Raw genomic sequence first — 17,724 nt, 5'->3', positions numbered from 1 at the left:
TCCGCAGCTCGGAATTAGGGAACTGGGGGATATTATAGTGAGCTGTCAGATATGTTCCAGTATAAGGGGCATACTCGGCAGCAGGGAGAGCTGGAGCGCTACCCTAGCAGCTTCAGCTCCTGGGCCTGGGCGATAGCTTTGGTGCGGCGGTTGACCTTGAGCTTGGCAAAAATATTCTTGACATGCACTTTAACGGTACTTATGGCGATGATCAGCTGGTCGGCAATTTCTTTGTTCGATAATCCTGCTGCCAGCAAGGTAAGAACCTCCAATTCACGCTCTGTGAGCGGTTCATCCAGCAGGGCAGGCAGGGGCAGCAGCGCCTCGGTCTGCTCTATTTGTGAACCCGGAGTCTCTCCCGAACTCTGCAGCACACACATAAGCAGGGCGCGGGAGGCCAGTGCCAGCAGAACCGCCTTATGTTCATCCGCGAAGATGCCGCTGGTCAGCTTGTTCTCCAGGTAGAGGACGCCAAGCATCATACCGTGTACCGTTACGGGAATACACAAGGCAGAACCGGGCCGGTGGTAGGCCATGTAGGGGTTATGAATCAACCAGCTGTCGCTTCCGCCGGTATAATGCACCTCCTCCTGTGTACGGTACACATACCGAATAATCCCTTCAGGCAAAAGAATGCTGTCTGTCAATTCGGCAGGTGACGAGACCGCAGGGTTCTCAGAATCCGCATAGGTTTGAATGTACAGGGTATCCTGATTGCCTGTCAGCAGTGAGCCTTTGCTTGCCCCGGCATATTTCATCAGCGTACTCATCATCTCTCTGAGCACAGTGTCTATATCCAGCGGATTTGTGATGGCCTGGGAGGTTTGAAGGATTGCAGCCAAATCCATCGGTTCCACAGCATGCGCCTCTTTCTGGACTGAATGTAAGGGTTCCGCGCTCTGACGGGGATTTCCCTGGCTAATAGCTGTCGATGCAGGGACAGGTGCCGGATCGACTGCAGCCTGCCATTGGAGGCGCAGCTCTTCTATCTGGGACACCTTGATCAGCACCTCCCAGTCGCTGTAGCCCCCGGCAGCCGTCTCTAAATAGAACAACGCCGTGGTGCTTTTGCCGCAACTCCAATAATATCTGGCAGCCAGTTCACCGGCAAGAGCGGTGATCTGCACCTCCTCATATTCCCTGGCCTCGCGGATCGCACGGTCATACATCTCCTCAGCTCTTGGAAGCTGCCCGGATACCCGGGCGAATTCGGCTTGCAGCAGATCATATCTGGACTGGAAATTGACCGGACTGGCCAATGACCATTGTCTGAAGCGGCGCAGAATGCGCCGCAGACGGCGGTGTTCAGGTGCAGATTTGCGCCAGTGTACAGGCATGGACATCAGAGAGAGAGCTTCGTACATCAAGCATTCAGGCAAATGGGGCAAATGGGTGGCATACGCCTCATGTACACGAGCCTTCCTCGCCCACTGTAGCGCCTGATCGTAACGGCCCAGCAGCCAGCATAGCTGCGTTTTGTAGGTACAGTATTGAAATAAAGTGGTGGACGAGGTCTCTTCCCTACGGATTTCCTCCAAAAACAGCTCTTCCCTGAAGCCAGCTCCGCTGAAGGAATCGGGTTCAGCCGACCGGCCTTGCAGTGCCAGAATCCATTGCTGGAACAGCTGAATGTTCTTCTTCACGAACTCGTCTTTGGTGGTATCAAGCACTACGGCATACTCGGCCAGTGTCCGCGCGAATTCCCCCAGCGGTGCTCTTGAGTACAAGGCGTTGATATGCGCGCCTATGGCATAGCTGGCAAACACATAATCCCCCGCATCTAGGCCATGGCGCAGCGCTTTCGCCAGATAGGCCTCCCCTTCACGTGAATTTCCGGCAAATTGGCACAGAACGCCGCCAAATACGGTGTAGGTCTTGCTTTTAATGGAAGGAATATTATAACGATCGGAGAGCTCCAGCCCTACCTCGCCGATATTATAACCTTTGCGGGCTTTGCCCGGTGTATTGCCCAGAATCATACCATAAGCCGAGTAGACGGCTGCAGAAGCAGGCGTATTCCCGTATGTGAGCGAGAGCTGGATGGCACGGCACACCAACAGGAAATACACCTTCTTGTTGGTGAAAAAGGTTGAAGGCACCACGGCAAAAAGCAGATTCATAGCAGCAATCCGTTCAGGGTCCGACATTTCCTTCAAATGCGCGAGGCGGTCATACCGGCCGTTCAGCAGGAGCTCAAGCTTCATACTCTCCATCAACAGCATGACTTTGCCGGGCCGGGGAGAGATCATAATGAGATGCTCCCGCAGACTGCTGAGTCCAAGCGCAGTGCCTTCCAGATATCTGCCCTGGTTGATGTACTGCATGATCCGGATTAACTGAATCCGGCTGCGTTCAACCGGATTGCGGGCATGCTGCAGCAGAGCATCAAGCTCCAGTTCGGATTGTCTGATATTTCCGCATAAATATTCGCATTCTGCTTTATGTATATACAATTCGAAACAAAGGTCGAACTCGTTCTCCCAATCCTTTGCCGGCAGCAGCTCCAGTCCTTGGGCGAAATACTCCAGCGCGATGTCGTAAGCAGAGGAGGTTTTGGCCCTTATTCCCGCCTCCAGATTGAGGCGCACCAGCTGCAAGATCTCTCGCGGGTCTGTTATTCCCGCCGAGCCCAGGTTCAGCTGATTGACTGCATCAAAGGCATGCGCTATCCAGGCGCCGTCTCTTTCAAGCAGGAACCTGCCAATCCTGAGATGGAGGTTATGCCTTGCCTCATCGTCTATTCTGCTATAGATCAGCTTCTGAATATTGTCGTGGGCAAACCGGAATTGGCCGTCGCCGCACGAAATCATCATGCCTTCGGCTTCAAGGATCGACCAGGCGTCGCTGCGCTCAGAGTGGGTCTGCCCGGCGATATGCACAATATCCTGCGCTTGAAGCACACTTCCGATACAGGCGGCAATGGCGAGCAACTGCCGCGCATCCTCTGGGAGACGGTGCAGTCTATGCTCCAGCAGATCCTTGACGGCATAGCTGGGAGTCTGCTCTATAATCTGTCCCAGATTCCATTGCCAGCGACGCTGCTCGGGACTGTAGCGCAGAATGCTGTCATCTTGAAGCCGGCGGAGGATTTGCTTGAAATGAAATGGATTGCCTCCTGAAGAGGGATACAACAGTTCGGTCAAAGCAAGTGCTGTATCGGCCGGACTGTTCAAGGCTTCCATCACAATCGGATTCATCTGCGCAAGGCTCAGCGGAGCCAGATGAATGTGATGAACAAGTGCCTGATCGGTGACAGTGCCATCCGGTTCATATCCTGGGAGCCTGCCAAGGTCCGTCTCGTTATGCCGGTAGGCACAGACGAACATCAGATACTGGCATTCCGGATCACACAACAATTCATGGATCAGCTGAAGCGAAGAGTCATTCGCCCATTGCAGATCATCAATAAACAGAACGAGCGGATGCTCGCTGGAAGCCAGGGCCTGCACAAACTTGCGGAAGACATAGATAAACCGTTTCTTGGATTCACTGGCCGGCAGTGTCTCGGCCTCCGGCAAGTCCCCCAATATCCGTGCAGCTTCCGGTATCATCGCAGTAATGATGTGGGCACTTGAGCCCAAGGCATTCCGCAGCCGCTCCGCCCAGAATTCGGACGTGTCCCTGCGCTCTCCCAGCAGATGCCGCAGAAGTCCGCGAAAGGCCTGGATAATCGGGTGATAGGGACTTTGACTGGAGATTTGCTCGAACTTACCGGTGATATAAAAGAACTGCCGGGCATGCTGCTGATTCTGGAACATTTGCTCCATCAGGCTGGTTTTGCCGATTCCGGCTTCTCCGGATATGTACACCATTTCCGTGGAGCCGAGACAAGCGGAATAGAAGGCTTGCGTCAGAGTAGCAAGCTCATGCGTTCTCCCGTGATAACGTGTTTGTGTAAGGATTCTGTCCTGGACTAGTCCAAGGGTATCCAGGTCCGAGATCAGCACATGAGTACTCGGATAGCGCTTATCCGGATTCTTGCTGAGCAGCTTCATGATGATGGATTCCAGCCCCTCAGGCAGATCGGCTCTTGTATGTGCAAGGGGGGGAGGGCTTTGGGCCAAGTGCATATATACCCATTCGAGTGAATCTTCAGCCTGAAAAGGAAGTCTGCCTGCAAGCATTTCATAGAAAATAATGCCTAACGAGTATAGATCACTGCGCTCATCTACCGCTCTGTGCATCCTGCCGGTATTCTCCGGTGAGCAGTACGGCAGACCGGCAGCTGGGAGGCTGTAGCCGGGAGGATGGATATACCCTTCTGCCGAGCGTGACAAGGCAGAACCGGAAGCTGTTATTTCAGCCCTTTGCTCATGGGAGTATAGAACGATATGTTCCGGCCGCAGATCAAGATGGAGAAGCTGCTGCTGATGCAGCTTGCCGGCCTCGGCGGCAATAGCCCGGGCCAGATGCAGAAACAGCTCCGGCTCCAGGCAGGGCTGCCCGTTCATCAATGCCCTGAGCGTAATTTCTTGGGTATACTGAACTTCTTCCATTTTATTAACACCCCTACTGTATGCGTACTGGTGATTTCTATCCTATATTCTAGAGGATACTCCTTTATAGGTATAGAGAATTTGAAGCATTTGCTCTATCTTGAAATTGAAGAAATATAGGTCTGCGGCTTACTAGACGGCGAAACAGGTTCTTCTTGTTCGCTGCATCAAACTTAAGGAGGTAGGGGGATACATTAAATGGAGAACGCACTCATCGCTTTTGTAAGTATATTAATCCTCGGAATCGTCGTCTTTGTCAAGATCTGGTGGGAAGGTACCGGAACCAGTCTACGGTTCACCAAATGGTATTTTGGCTTTTTTACTTTGGTAGCCGCAGGGGTTGGAATGTACACGTATTTCGTGGGCTAATGAGTTCATTACATAATGCAGGAATTCAAATGGGGGATTGAGATGAAAGTCTGGAACAGAGGGAAACGGTGGATGGCTATCCTTCTGACCGTAGTGATGGTTGTGGGAGGAGTGCCATATAGAGAGGCTAGCGCTGAAAGTACAGCGGTCCTGGATCAAGAGCAGAGTGCAACAACCGGAAACATCTGGGTGAATTCTGATAATTCTAGGTACCAGACCTTTACACCGGCAATAACAGGGAACCTTAGCAGGATCGCGCTCAACATCTTTGACAGCAGAGGCGCACTTGGATCCATTAATGTAAAAATTTATAAGGAAGGAGATCTTTCTACACCCTTGGCGACAGGGCGACTCGTGACTGACAGTGCATCGGGTTGGACGGCTATTGACTTCTCTGCAGCAGATCCTTATTTGCAAAAGGATAAAATGTATCGGATGGTAGTAACCACGGATGTCGGAGGTTTAGAAGCTGGCATTGGGTGGTATTCAAGCAGCGGCAATCCATATCCCCGGGGATCCTCCCCGGCAACTAATTATGATTTTTCGTTCCGGACATACATGGTTGCGGATTATTCGGTATCTCCGGGCAACAGTCAGATTTTCAGTACGCATTCCAGTCTTGTAGCCGACGGCAGCAGCCAGACGATGGTAACGGTGAGGCTGTGGGATGCGCAGGGCAACGTGCTGACCAGCGGCGGAGCGGCGGTAACAATCAGCGCGACGGCGGGAACGGTTGGCGTGGTGACGGACAACCGGGACGGTACGTATAGCGCGAAGCTGACGGCGCCGACGAGTGCAGGCAGCGGGGTGGTGAGCGCCAGTGTGGACGGGACCATGCTTGACGCTACAGCTTCCGTCCAGTTCACATCCGGGGAGTTCAGTACGCTTCACTCTACAGTTACCGCCAGTGATCTGGTGGTACGGGCAGACGGACAGAGCTCAGCTGAGATCATCGTGCGATTGCAGGATGACTATGAACACCCGATTGCCGGGAAGCGGCTCATGCTTGAGGCGAACAGCGGGCAGTCTGTGATTCAGAATGTATATGGCACGACGGATGCCGAGGGCCTTACTGCTTTTTCAGTAAGTAACACAGCCGCCGAGAAGGTTACTTATATGGTCAAAGAAGAAGCTAGTGGCCTGGCGCTGCTTCAGACGGTGAGCATCAGCTTTACGTATGATCAGCCGCCGCGCATTATACTGGAGGCTGACCCTCCTAGCGCAACTTACGGAAGTGTAAAAGTTACCGTATCAGCGTCTGTGTATGGTGAGTTCAACCAAATCTCTGCGGTGAAGTGGGCCGCAGGCAGTAGAGATATCGCCTATTTCGCTGCAGCAGGTACAGAGATCACTGATCATTTTGCCGTGCAAGAGAATGGAGTTTATTCCGTATACGTGGCAGACGTGGCGGGGAACGCGAATGTCAGCAATATTGAGATCAGCAACATTGTCCCTCTGAGCAGTAACGCAGACTTAATAGCCTGGGAGCTCACAGGTTTGGGAGGGCAAGTCAGGTTTGATTTTAAGGCGGGGGCTGCAAGTTATACGGTCAATGCAGACCACGCTGTATATGCACTGAAGATGCGGCTTGCCGCTGCAGATGAGCTGTCGGCCCTTCAAATTAACGGATCGCAGATCAGTCCTAACTTGATCACCGGGGAATACCCGCTTGCAATCGGTGAGAACCGGTTCGAGGTAACAGTCACTGCGCAAGACCATACTACCCGAACCTATATCCTGACGGTGATTCGTTCAGCTGCACCAGCAGAGCCTGCTGCGGATTCAGGCACAAACCCTTCGTCATCGCCTGCGATTACTCTAAGCCAGCCGCCGCAGAACCGTTCAATCTTGATTCGAATTAATGATAAAGGGGTATCTGGAATGGCTTCGTTTGATATCAATGCGGACCAAATAAAGGCGATTACTGTACGGATAGATACCGGCTCGCTCAAGAACGTTCTGGAATCGCTGTTCCTTAAGCTGGAGGAGGCTCTTACGATTGCCATTGAAGAAGAGGCGGACAAGCTGACGCTTCGGCTCCCGGGCAGTGCGATTTCTTCGCTCATGGACAAGCAGGTCGCAGCCATTGCAATGAAGACCCGGAACGGGCAATACCGTTTGCCTTTGGCTGAAATCGGAAATCGGCTGCCTGACTTCACAGACGAGACTGAGGTTCAAATTACAATCGAGCGCGGGGATAGCAAGGCGCTTGCCGGATTGCAGGAAGCGGCCGACCAGGGCGGGTTCCGGCTGGTTGCAGCTCCGATCTATTTCGAAGTGCATATTGTGCGTCAGGGGGTCAGACAAGAGATCTCCAGCTTCAACCATTACGTGGAACGTGTCATCTACTTGCCCAAGGATGCCCACGCAGCATCCGCTGTCATGGTCTGGGATCAGAAGCTGGGTGCGCGGCCAGTAGCTACGGTATTCGCCGAAGTGGACGGGCAGCGGGCAGCGGTGATTCAGAGCCTTACGAACAGCGCGTATATACTGGTAGCTAAGACACCGGCATTTACAGATCTGGCGGGCCACTGGGCTGCAAAAGAGATCAGCGACATGAACAGCAGAATGATTGTTCAGGGGATAGACGGAACCAGATTTGCTCCCGGGGCGGCGATTACGCGGGCCGAGCTTGCGGCGCTGCTTGCTAGAGCGCTGGGCCTGCCGGAAGCCACTGGCCAATCGAGCTTCCGCGATGTAGCAGAGTCCAGCTGGTACCGCGAAGCCGTAGAATCCGTCCAGGCATACGGAATTATGGATGGATTCGCAGACGGAACCTTTAAGCCGCAGCAAGCGGTAACACGGCAAGAAGCGATCGTAACGATAATTCGGGCCTTGCAGATGGCTGATGCGGCTTCGGTTACAGATTCTGCCGGGAAGGCCGTCGATTTGTCCGTCTACGCGGACAGCGGTGAAATCGGGAGCTGGGCTGATGAGGCGATCCGAATTGCTATTGCAGAGGGACTGGTGCAAGGGTACGGAGAAGAGCTTCGTCCAGGCAAGCCTTTAACCCGTGCAGAGACAGCTGTGCTGTTGTACCGGATGCTGATTCAAGCGCGGCTGATCAATGGCTGAGCAGATGGGAAGGTCACAAGCTGGAGTGTACAAGCCGACCACCCGTTGCCCGCTTGCGAAGATCAGATTCCCTCTGGGGAAATGAATAGCCTGTCTTCAGGAGAATTCCCTTCAAAATTCAAAAAGAGTGATTATGAATACAAGAAGGCTCCAGCCATTAATCTTGGCGGAAGCCTTCTTTATTTAAAATAATAAGCCGGAATTTATATGCTCCACACTATACATATCCTTCTATTTCCCGTTGAAACTTTGCTGTTCTTCTGAACGGCGGCAAAACCGTTCCCTCTTGTGTCTGCGCCACCTGCTTACCACTTGGAGCCGCCGGAGCTTCGGCCGGATTTGCCGCCGCCAAACGAAGAGCCGCCTGAGGAACGTCCGCCGCCACCGCCGCCACCGCCGCCCCAAGAAGAGCCGCCGGAAGAGCGTCCGCCACCGCCAAGCCCGCCGCCGAATCCTCCGCCTGGCGGGCCGGAATTGCGTCTGCGGGCTTGTTCCCGGCGTTGCTGCTCCCGCAGCATGGCCATTCTGGCTGCGCGTTCAGCCTCTTCCTTCTGGCGGACCAGCCGGTTCGCTTCCTCTACGAAGGACGCGATCTGCGAAGCATAGGAGCGTCCTGTCTCCTCCAGCTGATCCAGATCGTAGGGACCTGAGGCCAGACCCTGCTCCAGCTCGGTATACTCCGGCAGCAGGGACAGCTGGAAGCGGTTCTGTGAGGCAATTCCTCTGCTGTGCAGCAGATTGTAGGCGGCATCCACCCGGCTCTGCCCCTCCGTGAACAGCCTGTTCAGGCTGTTCACGCGCTCCTCCAGAGCGTCCAGACTGCTGCTAATGTTATTCATGCTGTTTGCCGTCTCATCCTGCAAGGCAAGCAGCCGGTCCAGCCCGCTGCGGGCATTGTCATACTCTCCGCGTGCATCGCTGGTCCAGGTCTCGAGCTGCGGCACTTCCGCCGCGCCCTGCCGTAGTGCGGCGCCGGCCTCTTCCAGCAGTTCCTCCAGAGCGTCCAGGTGCTGCCGGGCGAACCGATTCTTTGCCCCAGCAAGCCGGCTCTGCAATTCATTCCGCCGCTGGCTTAGTGTTGCCCATGTGCTGCGTACCGTCTCCAGATCCCTGAGGTTATTCTGCCGGATCATAGCCTGGCGTTCCGTCATAGCCGCGGCTTCAGTCAGAAGGGCGTCCATGTCAGCGCCAATCCGGCGCACTTCGTCCATATCGCCGCTGTGCAGCGGCGCTTCCATGGAACTGGCGGCAGCCGAGGCCTGGTCCAGGCTGTCGTAAGGCTTAACCTTCATATTGTGCAGAGAGTTCTGGTCGATTAGCCCGGCAATCCGGCTGCGTGCAGCCGCCAGGACACCGGGGAAGGCCTTCAGCTTATCGTCAAAGGTCCCCACATCCTGCACATCCTGCTCAATCTGCTGTTGCCGCTTCTTCGCCTGTGCAGTAATCTCCTGGGCGGCGATGGGGTCGAACAGCTCCAGTTGATCTGCCTTGGCCGTCTCTTCGGCCAGCTCCTGAAGATCTTGGGCAATCTCCTCCAGCGTATAGCCCGTCTCCAGGGCCGCTTGCTGCCGCTGTTCCTCAAGCTCGGGGGCAGCCTGCTTCAGCTCGGTGATCTGCTGCTTGACGTTCCGGTCGGCCTCGCTGACGACTGCGATATTCTTCTCCTCTTCCTCCAGGGAGGCACGGAATTCCCCCTCTGTCTGCTGGAGCTGCTCTGCCGCCGCCTTAAGCGCAGACAAACGGTAGAATGGCGGCAATGGGGCTTGCCCGGCAGTCTGCAATGCAGAGATTTCGACCAGCCGGGAGGTCAGGCGCTTCGAGATGCCCTCGACCCTCTCCCCGGTCTTGCCCTGCACAATCCCCTGGAAAGGCTGAAGGGACTCCAGAGCGCGGTTCGCCCGTACCAGCAGGTCGGCGAGCTGCTCACGCTGCGCGGACAGTCCGTTCCGGCGGCGCATTCCGGTAATTAGCACATACAGCAGCAATATCAGCAGCGCGGCCAAGACAAGGCCGCCTGCGACCGGCAGGAGAGGGAATCTGCTGCCGCTACCGTTAGCGCCGGAGGCAGCTCCTGCGGTCCCTGCGGCAGCACCGCCTGCCGCACCGCTGCCGGTATTACTGCTCGGTCCGCTGCTGCCAATGGCTTGCAGCTGCTGGATCACAGAACGTATGCCTTCAGGGATATCTCCGATTTTGGCATAAGGATTAAAATATTTCTCCAGCACCTTGTTAATGGCTGCGCTGCCCTCAGCTCCGCCCTGTTGTATGGACCAGGCATCGAGCGCATCCTGCAGCCCGGGGTTAATGAAGCTGATCTCAGTTAGCTGATCTTCGTAAGCGATCAGGAGCAGGATGTCCCGGGACTTCAGCCCCCAGGTATCATATACATCCGCAGCATAACTGGACATGTCGCTTTCGGCTACCGAATCAACGGTTAAGACATGGAAGGTGTAGCGGTCTGTAGTGGCAATCCGGGCAAGGCTCTCTGCTTCTTGGGCAGAGAGCAGCCGGGCTTCATCCGTAATCACTCCCTGCTGTGCGGGAACATTCGCAGCATAGACCCCCGGAATCCATAGCAGGGATAATATCAGGACCAAGGCGAGGGTGAGGTTTTTTCTCAAGCTGACACACTCCGATCTATAGGCTATTGTTCATTGTAGTATGCTGATCATTATATTATATCATTACACATTCTAAGCCCCGCAGATGCAGGTACCCCGGAATTGACGGGAAAATAGCTTTTATAATCCGCTTAAACAGCGAAGAGGACGGAACGAATGTGGAAAAGCGATAGCGTTCGCCTTGGTCTCCGGATTTTCACCGCATAGGGGAATGAAAAAAATCTGGAGATCACAGCGATTGGAACATCGGTCCGTTCGCGTAGCGTCCACCCGAGTGCTCACGTTAATCCTGCTCCAAATCAAAAGGCGGTCCCAGCAGCCATTTCATGGCTTTTGGAACCGCCTCTTGTGTAAGAAGTAAGCTATATTCATCTATTTCTGTATGAAATGGGCTATCTGGTCTGCAGGCACAGGATATACTGCAACCGGGACTTGATTTCTTTCTGCCATTTCATATCTCCGACCTTCACAGCAAGATTGAGCAGGTCCAGGTAATCGTCAACCTGCAGGGCGGTCCGGGTAGTGGCTGCGTTCATGGGTGTTCAGTCTCCTTTTGGCTCAAATATAGAAAATAATGAATGTTGTACATCCAATAATGATAATCATTATCAACCGTTACTGTTATTATCCACACTTTAACCACAAAAAGCAATACAAATCTAAAGTTTTTGATTAAATCTAAGATGATGCACTAAAGAGTTAAGGATATGAACCCGCAGGATGTGCACAATTTATCGGAAATGAGAAAAAAGGAGCAGGAACCCTACCATATTTTGTCGAATAAGCTTGTATACATAGTTAAGCCGATCTTACTGGGATAAAGGAGAATTGCGATGAAGCGGTGTAAATTGTTGCTTCTAATTAGCATTGTGCTCATGCTTGCACACCCCGCTGCCGCTTATGCCGAAAGACAGGAAATTAAATATCAGGCAGAACTGGAGTATCCACCTTATAAGTACATACAGAATGGTTATCTGACGGGCTTCGATATTGATCTGACAAGCATGGTCTTTGAGAAGAATGAGTATCTCGTTCACTACAGCACCGGGAATTGGGAGCAGACGTACCGGAGGCTGACCGGGGGCGGGATTGATACTACCGGGCTGATGGCTGTCAGCGAGGAGAGGAAGCAGGACATTCTTTTCTCGAAACCCGTGCTAAAAAGCTATATTTCCGTCTATTCGCGTCCTGGACTCCAGGGTGAGGTGACGCTGGGCACACTCCGTAAGTACAAGATCGGTGTTGGTAAAGGACAATATGCAGAGACCATCCTGCAGAACGAGGCGGGTATCCCGCCATCAGAATACATAGAATATGCAACTGTACCGGATGCGCTGGAGGCTCTGCGTCAGGGTGAGATCGACCTGCTGTTCGAGAATCAGGGGGTGGTCGATTATCTGATTGTAGAACAAGGCTTAACCGGTAATATTATCCGCAAAATCAGCAATTTGTATCCGCAGGATGTGGCCTATGGCATCAGCAAGTCCAAGCCGGAGCTGGTGTCCTACGTCAATGCAAGGCTTGAGCATCTGGTAAGCTCCGGTGCCTTCGAAGAGCTGTATCAGCAGTATTTCTTCGTGCATTCCGACCATTATAATGAAAAGATGCGTAACCGGATTTTTACCGTGTTCTCCATCGGAACCATTCTGCTGGTATTCGGTGCAGTCCTGCTCCGGATGTATATCCGGCGGCTGCGCCGTACGATTCACTCTGAACAGGAATTCTTCAAGGATGTGATCGAGAACACCGGGGTGATTGTGTGGGCTGTTCACGGGGACAAACGGAGCGTGCGCTTCAATAAATATGCCGAGCTGATGACCGGGCTGAAGGAGAAGGAGGTGCTGGGCGTAAGCATAGATGAGCTGCCTCTGGAAGCCGGAGCCGCTGTGCTTAGGGATCTTCTTGCCAGAGCGGCAGCCCGGGATTATGTGACCAATGTCGAGCTGAGACTTCCGGGCCACTCTCCGGGTGCGCATTATTTCTCCGTCCGCACGGCCCTCATTAAGGGAATGGACGAGCAGGCGGAGGATATCTTCGTGCTGGTCGGCATCGATATCGATGAACGCAAGCAGAATGAGCTTAAGCTGCAGCTCAGCTACGAGGAGCTGGAGTCCACTTATGAGGAGCTGGCGGCCACAGAGGTAGAGCTGCAGGATCAGTTCAATAAGCTGGGGGTCAGCGAACGGCGGTTCCGCCTGGCCTCGGAAGGCTCGGGCGCGTACATGTGGGAGCTGGACTGGGACAGCGGCTTCTACAAGCTCTCGGACCGGTGGTACGAGGTGATGGGATATACCGAGGCGGGGATCAACTCCTTCGAGGGAGGTGTCCTCAGCATTATTCACCCGGACGATCAGGAATCCGCGCGCAAGGCCAGACAGGAGCATCTTACCGGACTGACCCCGATCTATGAAACCGAATACCGGATGAGAACGGGACAAGGTGAGTACATCTGGTTCGAAGTACGGGGCAAGGCGATCGTTGATCCGAAGGATCAGATTGTCCTGTTCCTCGGCTCCCTGATCGACATCAGTAAGCGCAAGCAAGCCGAATTCAAGCTGAATAACAGCTATCAGGAGCTGGAGGCGACCTATGAGCAGCTTACAGCGACCCAGCAGGAGATTGTAGGGCAATATGATATGCTGCTGGAGAATCAGAAGAATATGCACCGCCTGGCGTATATGGATTCGCTCAGCAATCTTCCGAACCGGCTCTGTCTGCTTGAGACGATGGAGAGTTATTTCCGCCGGACGGGCGGCAGTGCGGCGCTGCTTTTTGTAGATATGGATAATTTCAAATACATCAATGACACGCTTGGACACAAGTCCGGCGATATTCTGATCCGCAAGGCCAGTGAGCGTCTCCAGTCTGTTGTGCGTAAGGAGGATATGCTGTCGCGGCTGGGCGGAGATGAATTTGTAATTTTCCTCAAGGATATTGAGAGCCGGGTGGATGTGCTTAATCTGGCCGAGGATATTATGCGTGCGTTCCGCAAGTCTTTTCTTATCGGTGAGAGCAATTTGTATGTATCCTCCAGCATCGGGATCTCCTTCTACCCGGAAGACGGCGAGACGACGGAAGAGATTCTGAAGAATGCCGATGTAGCGATGTACCGGGCCAAGGAAGAGGGGAAAAGCACCTATGTCGTATATGATAAATCGATGCATACCGCCTTCAATGACCGGATGAATATTGAGAAGCATCTGCGCAGTGCGATGATTAATAACGAATTCGAGCTGCATTATCAGCCGCAGGTACAGATGGAGACCGGGCTGATCTCAGGCTTCGAGGCTCTGATCCGCTGGAATAGTCCGGTCCTCGGCTTCGTCTCCCCGCTCACCTTCATCAAGGTCGCCGAGGATTCCCGGCTGATTATCTATATTGGCGAATGGGTGCTGCGGGAAGCCTGCAAGTTCATGAACAGCATCCATCAGCGGACCGGCATTCCTTACAAAATATCGGTGAATATCTCCATTATTCAGCTTCTGCAGGATGATTTCGTAGAGATTGTGCTGGACAGTCTGGAGGAGAGCGGCCTTGCGGCATCCAGTCTGGAGCTGGAGATTACAGAGTCCATCTTCATGGAGTCGTTTGGGAGTACGGTCAGCAAGCTGGAGTTCCTGAAGTCCCGGGGGATACGGATTGCCCTGGATGATTTCGGAACGGGGTATTCCTCCCTTAGCTATCTGCAGCAGTTGCCGATCTCTACCCTTAAGATGGATAAAATCTTCATCGATTCCCTGGCCGATAAGGCCTTTAGCGAATCTTTTGTGCAGACGATTATTATTCTGGGCCATAAGATGGGCCTGGATGTAATAGCCGAGGGAGTTGAGGATGCCAGCCAATGGGCTTTCCTCCAGGAGGCACACTGCGATAAGGTGCAGGGATATCTGATCAGCCGGCCGGTGCCGCAGCGCCAGGTGATGGAGTTGCTCGCTCCGCAGCGACGGTATGGGGCGGAGGAGCTGGAATAGATAACAAAACAGGTTCAGATGACAAGCGGGTCCCCGGCATAGGTTGCTATGCACGGTGGACCCGCTTGTTTGGGATATAGGATGGAGAGCCTTACAGAATGATGATTTTGTTCTTGCCGGTCTTCTTGGCCTCGTACAGGGCGTCGTCCGCCTGCTGAAAGATAGAGCTTTTGGAATCCCCACCGTTATATTCATGCATTCCGATGCTCACGGTAACCGATTTATTGTCCATTTCGCTGATCGGGAGGCTCGCAATTCCTGCGAGAATATTCTCCATAATGCGGCTTGAATCCTCCAGCGTCTTGGCTGTCAGAATAATCACGAATTCCTCCCCGCCGTACCGGGCTGCGAAATCATCCGAGCCGATATACTGGAGCATGACAGCGGCGACCTGCCGCAGAACGATGTCTCCGACCCAGTGCCCGTACCGGTCATTGACCTTTTTGAAATTGTCGATATCAATAATAGCCAGCTGCATCGGAAAAGGATTGCTCTGCTGATGGTCAATCAGCCAGCCCAGGTACTCATGAAAGGTCTTATGGTTGTACAGGTCGGTCAGCGGGTCGATCTTGGACAGCCGGTCCATAATAATATTCTGGATGCGCAGCTCTTGCTCTGACTTCAACGAATTCTCCAGCGAGCGCATAAGATCCTTGCCCCGGGCTATTACACCGAAGCCGGCCAGGGAGGTTCCGGCTAAGATCAGGGTGATAATGATGTTCTGGATGCGTAGCGTGTAATCGGTAATAGAGGTGTTCAGAAATAGTATGATGATGTAGATCAGGCAGATCACAGAGGAAGCCCTCAGATAATTCTCCCTCAGATAGATCATGGATACCAGCAGCGGAAGCAGCATAATCAGCGGCTTCACATGATATTCGGAACTAAGATTCAGGATGAACACGATACCGCACAGGTGGCTTCCAAGAATAATTGAGAATTCGGATAACAGTGGCTTGTATTTATGGACAGCCTCCAGAATCAGCAGCAGGGCGAACAGAATAGCATCTGGAATCCAGATATGCCTAACGAGATATGGCTTGTCGGACAACTCGGGCCGGTGGCCCCACATGGATAAGTAAACATATAGCTGGCTTGCCATATAAACAAAAAGCGCCATCCAAAAGGTATTGAGGAGGACGCGGTTCCAGTACATTTGGCGAGGAGTTGGCGGTGGGATCTGCATAAGATGTTCCTCTTTTCCAGTGGCAATGTACTTATATATTCGACAATGTTCACGTTTCTCCTTCTAGGTCTTATGTCCGGGGATAGGTCTGAAATAACGTTCGTGTTTGTAAGGTGTTTGATAGGTTGTCTGGGTGTGTAAATCTGCAGAATGCTATAAACACGAACTATTTACGCTATTCATCATTGACACATTCGGATTTATTCGGTAAAATTCCAATTGGCCCGTAATAACGGGTAAAGCTGTTCGTATATCCTCAATGATAAGGTTTGGGGGTTTCTACAGGGGACCGTAAATTCCTGGCTACGAATAGGGTGCATTTTGCATACCTATGAAGAGGCCGGGATTTTTGTGTGCTGTTGTGTGCTGCTTGGATAAGTGGACGAATATACCGCAGAGACGCTTCGCAGCCCCTGTCAACCGCAGGCCGAAGGCGTTTCACCTGGGAGGAACAGAGAAGATATGAGTAATTATGATGTAATTGTTGTTGGAGCCGGTCCGGCTGGAATATTCGCCTGTTATGAATTAACGCTGAAGGCCCCTGAGCTGAAGGTGCTGCTGGTGGACAAGGGACATGATATCTACCGCCGCAACTGCCCGATCCTGGAGGAGAAAATCAAGCTCTGTCCGCCCGCCTCCGGCCGCAAGGAATTCGCCGGTTGTCTGCCGGCCTGCTCCATTACTGCGGGCTTCGGCGGTGCTGGCGCGTACAGTGACGGCAAATTTAACATTACGACCGAATTCGGCGGCTGGATGACCGATTATCTGCCTCCTTCCAAGGTGATGGAGCTGATTGAATATGTAGATGGAATCAACCTGGAGCACGGGGCAACCCCGGTCATTACCGATCCGACCACGGAGAGCATACGCGATATCGAACAGCGGGGCTATGCCGCCGGGCTGAAGCTGCTGCGGGCGCAGGTCCGCCACCTCGGAACTGAGCAGAACCTGGAGATTCTGAAATCGATCTATGAATATCTGCGGACACGCATTGATATGTTATACAAGACAGAAGTAGAAGATATCGTTACCGTCAAAGAGAACGGAACGCACCGCATTACAGGCATTACGCTGAAGAACGGGGAGAGTCATGAAGCGGGTCTGGTGATGATTGCTCCGGGACGGGACGGCTCGGCCTGGCTGACGGAGGTGCTGAAGAAGCGCAGGCTCAAAATGTACAATAACCAGGTCGATGTCGGAGTACGTGTAGAGACCTCGGATGTGGTGATGCGGGAGATCAATGAGCATCTGTACGAGGGCAAATTCATCTTCAATACCTCCGTAGGTACACGCGTCCGCACCTTCTGCAGCAATCCCTCGGGGCATGTGGTCGTGGAGAATCACAGCGGCGCGATGGCTGCGAACGGGCACTCCTATAAGGACCCTGCGCTGGGCTCGAAGAATACCAACTTTGCACTACTGGTCTCCCATACCTTCACCGAGCCGTTCGACAAGCCGAACGAATATGCCCGGGAGATCTGCAAACGGGCGAATGATCTGTCCGGCGGCGGGGTCATCGTGCAGAAATACGGGGATATCCTGCGGGGCCGCCGGTCTACGGAGACCCGGATCAAGGAAGGGTTCCTGGAACCCACGCTGAAGGAAGCGGTGCCCGGCGATCTGGGTCTGGTGCTGCCGTACATCACGATGAAGAGCCTGATTGAAATGGTTGAGGCCTTGGAAAAGGTAACCCCGGGTATCGCGTCTGAGCATACGCTGTTCTATGGCGTAGAAGCCAAATTCTATTCTGCCCGTCCGAAGCTGACGGATGAGTTCGAGACCGAAATCTCCGGCCTCTACTGCGGCGGCGACGGGGCAGGCATTACCCGCGGACTGGCCCAGGCCGGAGCGGCTGGCGTCTGGATTGCCCGCGGCATGATGGCGAAGAATGCCCAAGAGGTTAGCGTACAACCCGCAGAAGTATAATCCTGGGCGGGAAGACGTCATCAGAACAGCCGTACCCTCTGAAGCTGGGGGTGCGGCTGTTTATTTATTGTTTATGAAAT

Annotated in this window: 8 protein-coding genes and 1 riboswitch; of the genes, 4 read left to right on the top strand and 4 right to left on the bottom strand. The window is 53.4% G+C overall.

Annotated features, from left to right (window positions below; translation table 11 throughout):
• Positions 1–98: 98 nt before the first annotated feature.
• The gene (locus MKX42_RS32415; protein WP_340757502.1) at positions 99–4,496 is read right to left on the bottom strand and encodes an AAA family ATPase; all 4,398 of its coding nucleotides are present in this window, start codon (positions 4,494–4,496) and stop codon (positions 99–101) included.
• A 198-nt stretch (positions 4,497–4,694) separates the two neighbouring features.
• Here MKX42_RS32415 and MKX42_RS32410 point away from each other — a divergent pair, with 198 nt between their 5' ends.
• On the top strand, positions 4,695–4,865 hold the full coding sequence (locus MKX42_RS32410; RefSeq protein WP_340757501.1) for a hypothetical protein: 171 nt from the start codon (positions 4,695–4,697) through the stop codon (positions 4,863–4,865).
• 336 nt (positions 4,866–5,201) lie between these two features.
• Entirely contained in the window at positions 5,202–7,940 is a 2,739-nt protein-coding gene (locus MKX42_RS32405) for an S-layer homology domain-containing protein (protein ID WP_340757500.1), read from the top strand.
• 305 nt (positions 7,941–8,245) lie between these two features.
• On the opposite strand, the gene MKX42_RS32400 is transcribed toward MKX42_RS32405, so the two are convergent.
• Together MKX42_RS32400 and MKX42_RS32395 are read right to left on the bottom strand one after the other, a co-directional pair.
• Entirely contained in the window at positions 8,246–10,561 is a 2,316-nt protein-coding gene (locus MKX42_RS32400; RefSeq protein WP_340757499.1) for a TPM domain-containing protein, read from the bottom strand.
• A gap of 392 nt (positions 10,562–10,953) precedes the next feature.
• A complete protein-coding gene (locus tag MKX42_RS32395; protein WP_171720322.1) occupies positions 10,954–11,097 on the bottom strand; it encodes a hypothetical protein in 144 nt (47 codons plus the stop codon).
• Between the two features lie 297 nt (positions 11,098–11,394).
• Between MKX42_RS32395 and MKX42_RS32390 the strand changes: the two genes are divergently transcribed.
• Positions 11,395–14,532, top strand: a complete 3,138-nt coding sequence (locus MKX42_RS32390) for an EAL domain-containing protein (RefSeq protein ID WP_340757498.1) — start codon at positions 11,395–11,397, stop codon at positions 14,530–14,532.
• Between the two features lie 91 nt (positions 14,533–14,623).
• On the opposite strand, the gene MKX42_RS32385 is transcribed toward MKX42_RS32390, so the two are convergent.
• On the bottom strand, positions 14,624–15,634 hold the full coding sequence (locus tag MKX42_RS32385) for a GGDEF domain-containing protein (protein ID WP_340757497.1): 1,011 nt from the start codon (positions 15,632–15,634) through the stop codon (positions 14,624–14,626).
• 310 nt (positions 15,635–15,944) lie between these two features.
• Positions 15,945–16,044: riboswitch (purine riboswitch) on the top strand.
• A gap of 136 nt (positions 16,045–16,180) precedes the next feature.
• Here MKX42_RS32385 and MKX42_RS32380 point away from each other — a divergent pair.
• Complete coding sequence (locus MKX42_RS32380; RefSeq protein ID WP_340757496.1) at positions 16,181–17,644, top strand: NAD(P)/FAD-dependent oxidoreductase; 1,464 nt, start codon at positions 16,181–16,183, stop codon at positions 17,642–17,644.
• The last annotated feature ends 80 nt before the right edge of the window (positions 17,645–17,724 follow it).

It is taken from the genome of Paenibacillus sp. FSL R7-0204 (assembly GCF_038002225.1).
GTDB lineage: Bacteria > Bacillota > Bacilli > Paenibacillales > Paenibacillaceae > Paenibacillus_AQ.
The sequence above is the reverse complement of the archived record's forward strand: the minus strand, read 5'-3'. Positions and strand labels throughout refer to the sequence as shown.

What these genes read in the sequence shown, in the direction of transcription:
- MKX42_RS32415 (WP_340757502.1), bottom strand. Translation starts at nt 4,496, where the DNA reads ATGGAAGAAGTTCAGTATACCCAAGAAATTACGCTCAGGGCATTGATG.
- MKX42_RS32410 (WP_340757501.1), top strand. Translation starts at nt 4,695, where the DNA reads ATGGAGAACGCACTCATCGCTTTTGTAAGTATATTAATCCTCGGAATC.
- MKX42_RS32395 (WP_171720322.1), bottom strand. Translation starts at nt 11,097, where the DNA reads ATGAACGCAGCCACTACCCGGACCGCCCTGCAGGTTGACGATTACCTG.
- MKX42_RS32390 (WP_340757498.1), top strand. Translation starts at nt 11,395, where the DNA reads ATGAAGCGGTGTAAATTGTTGCTTCTAATTAGCATTGTGCTCATGCTT.
- MKX42_RS32385 (WP_340757497.1), bottom strand. Translation starts at nt 15,634, where the DNA reads ATGGCAAGCCAGCTATATGTTTACTTATCCATGTGGGGCCACCGGCCC.
- MKX42_RS32380 (WP_340757496.1), top strand. Translation starts at nt 16,181, where the DNA reads ATGAGTAATTATGATGTAATTGTTGTTGGAGCCGGTCCGGCTGGAATA.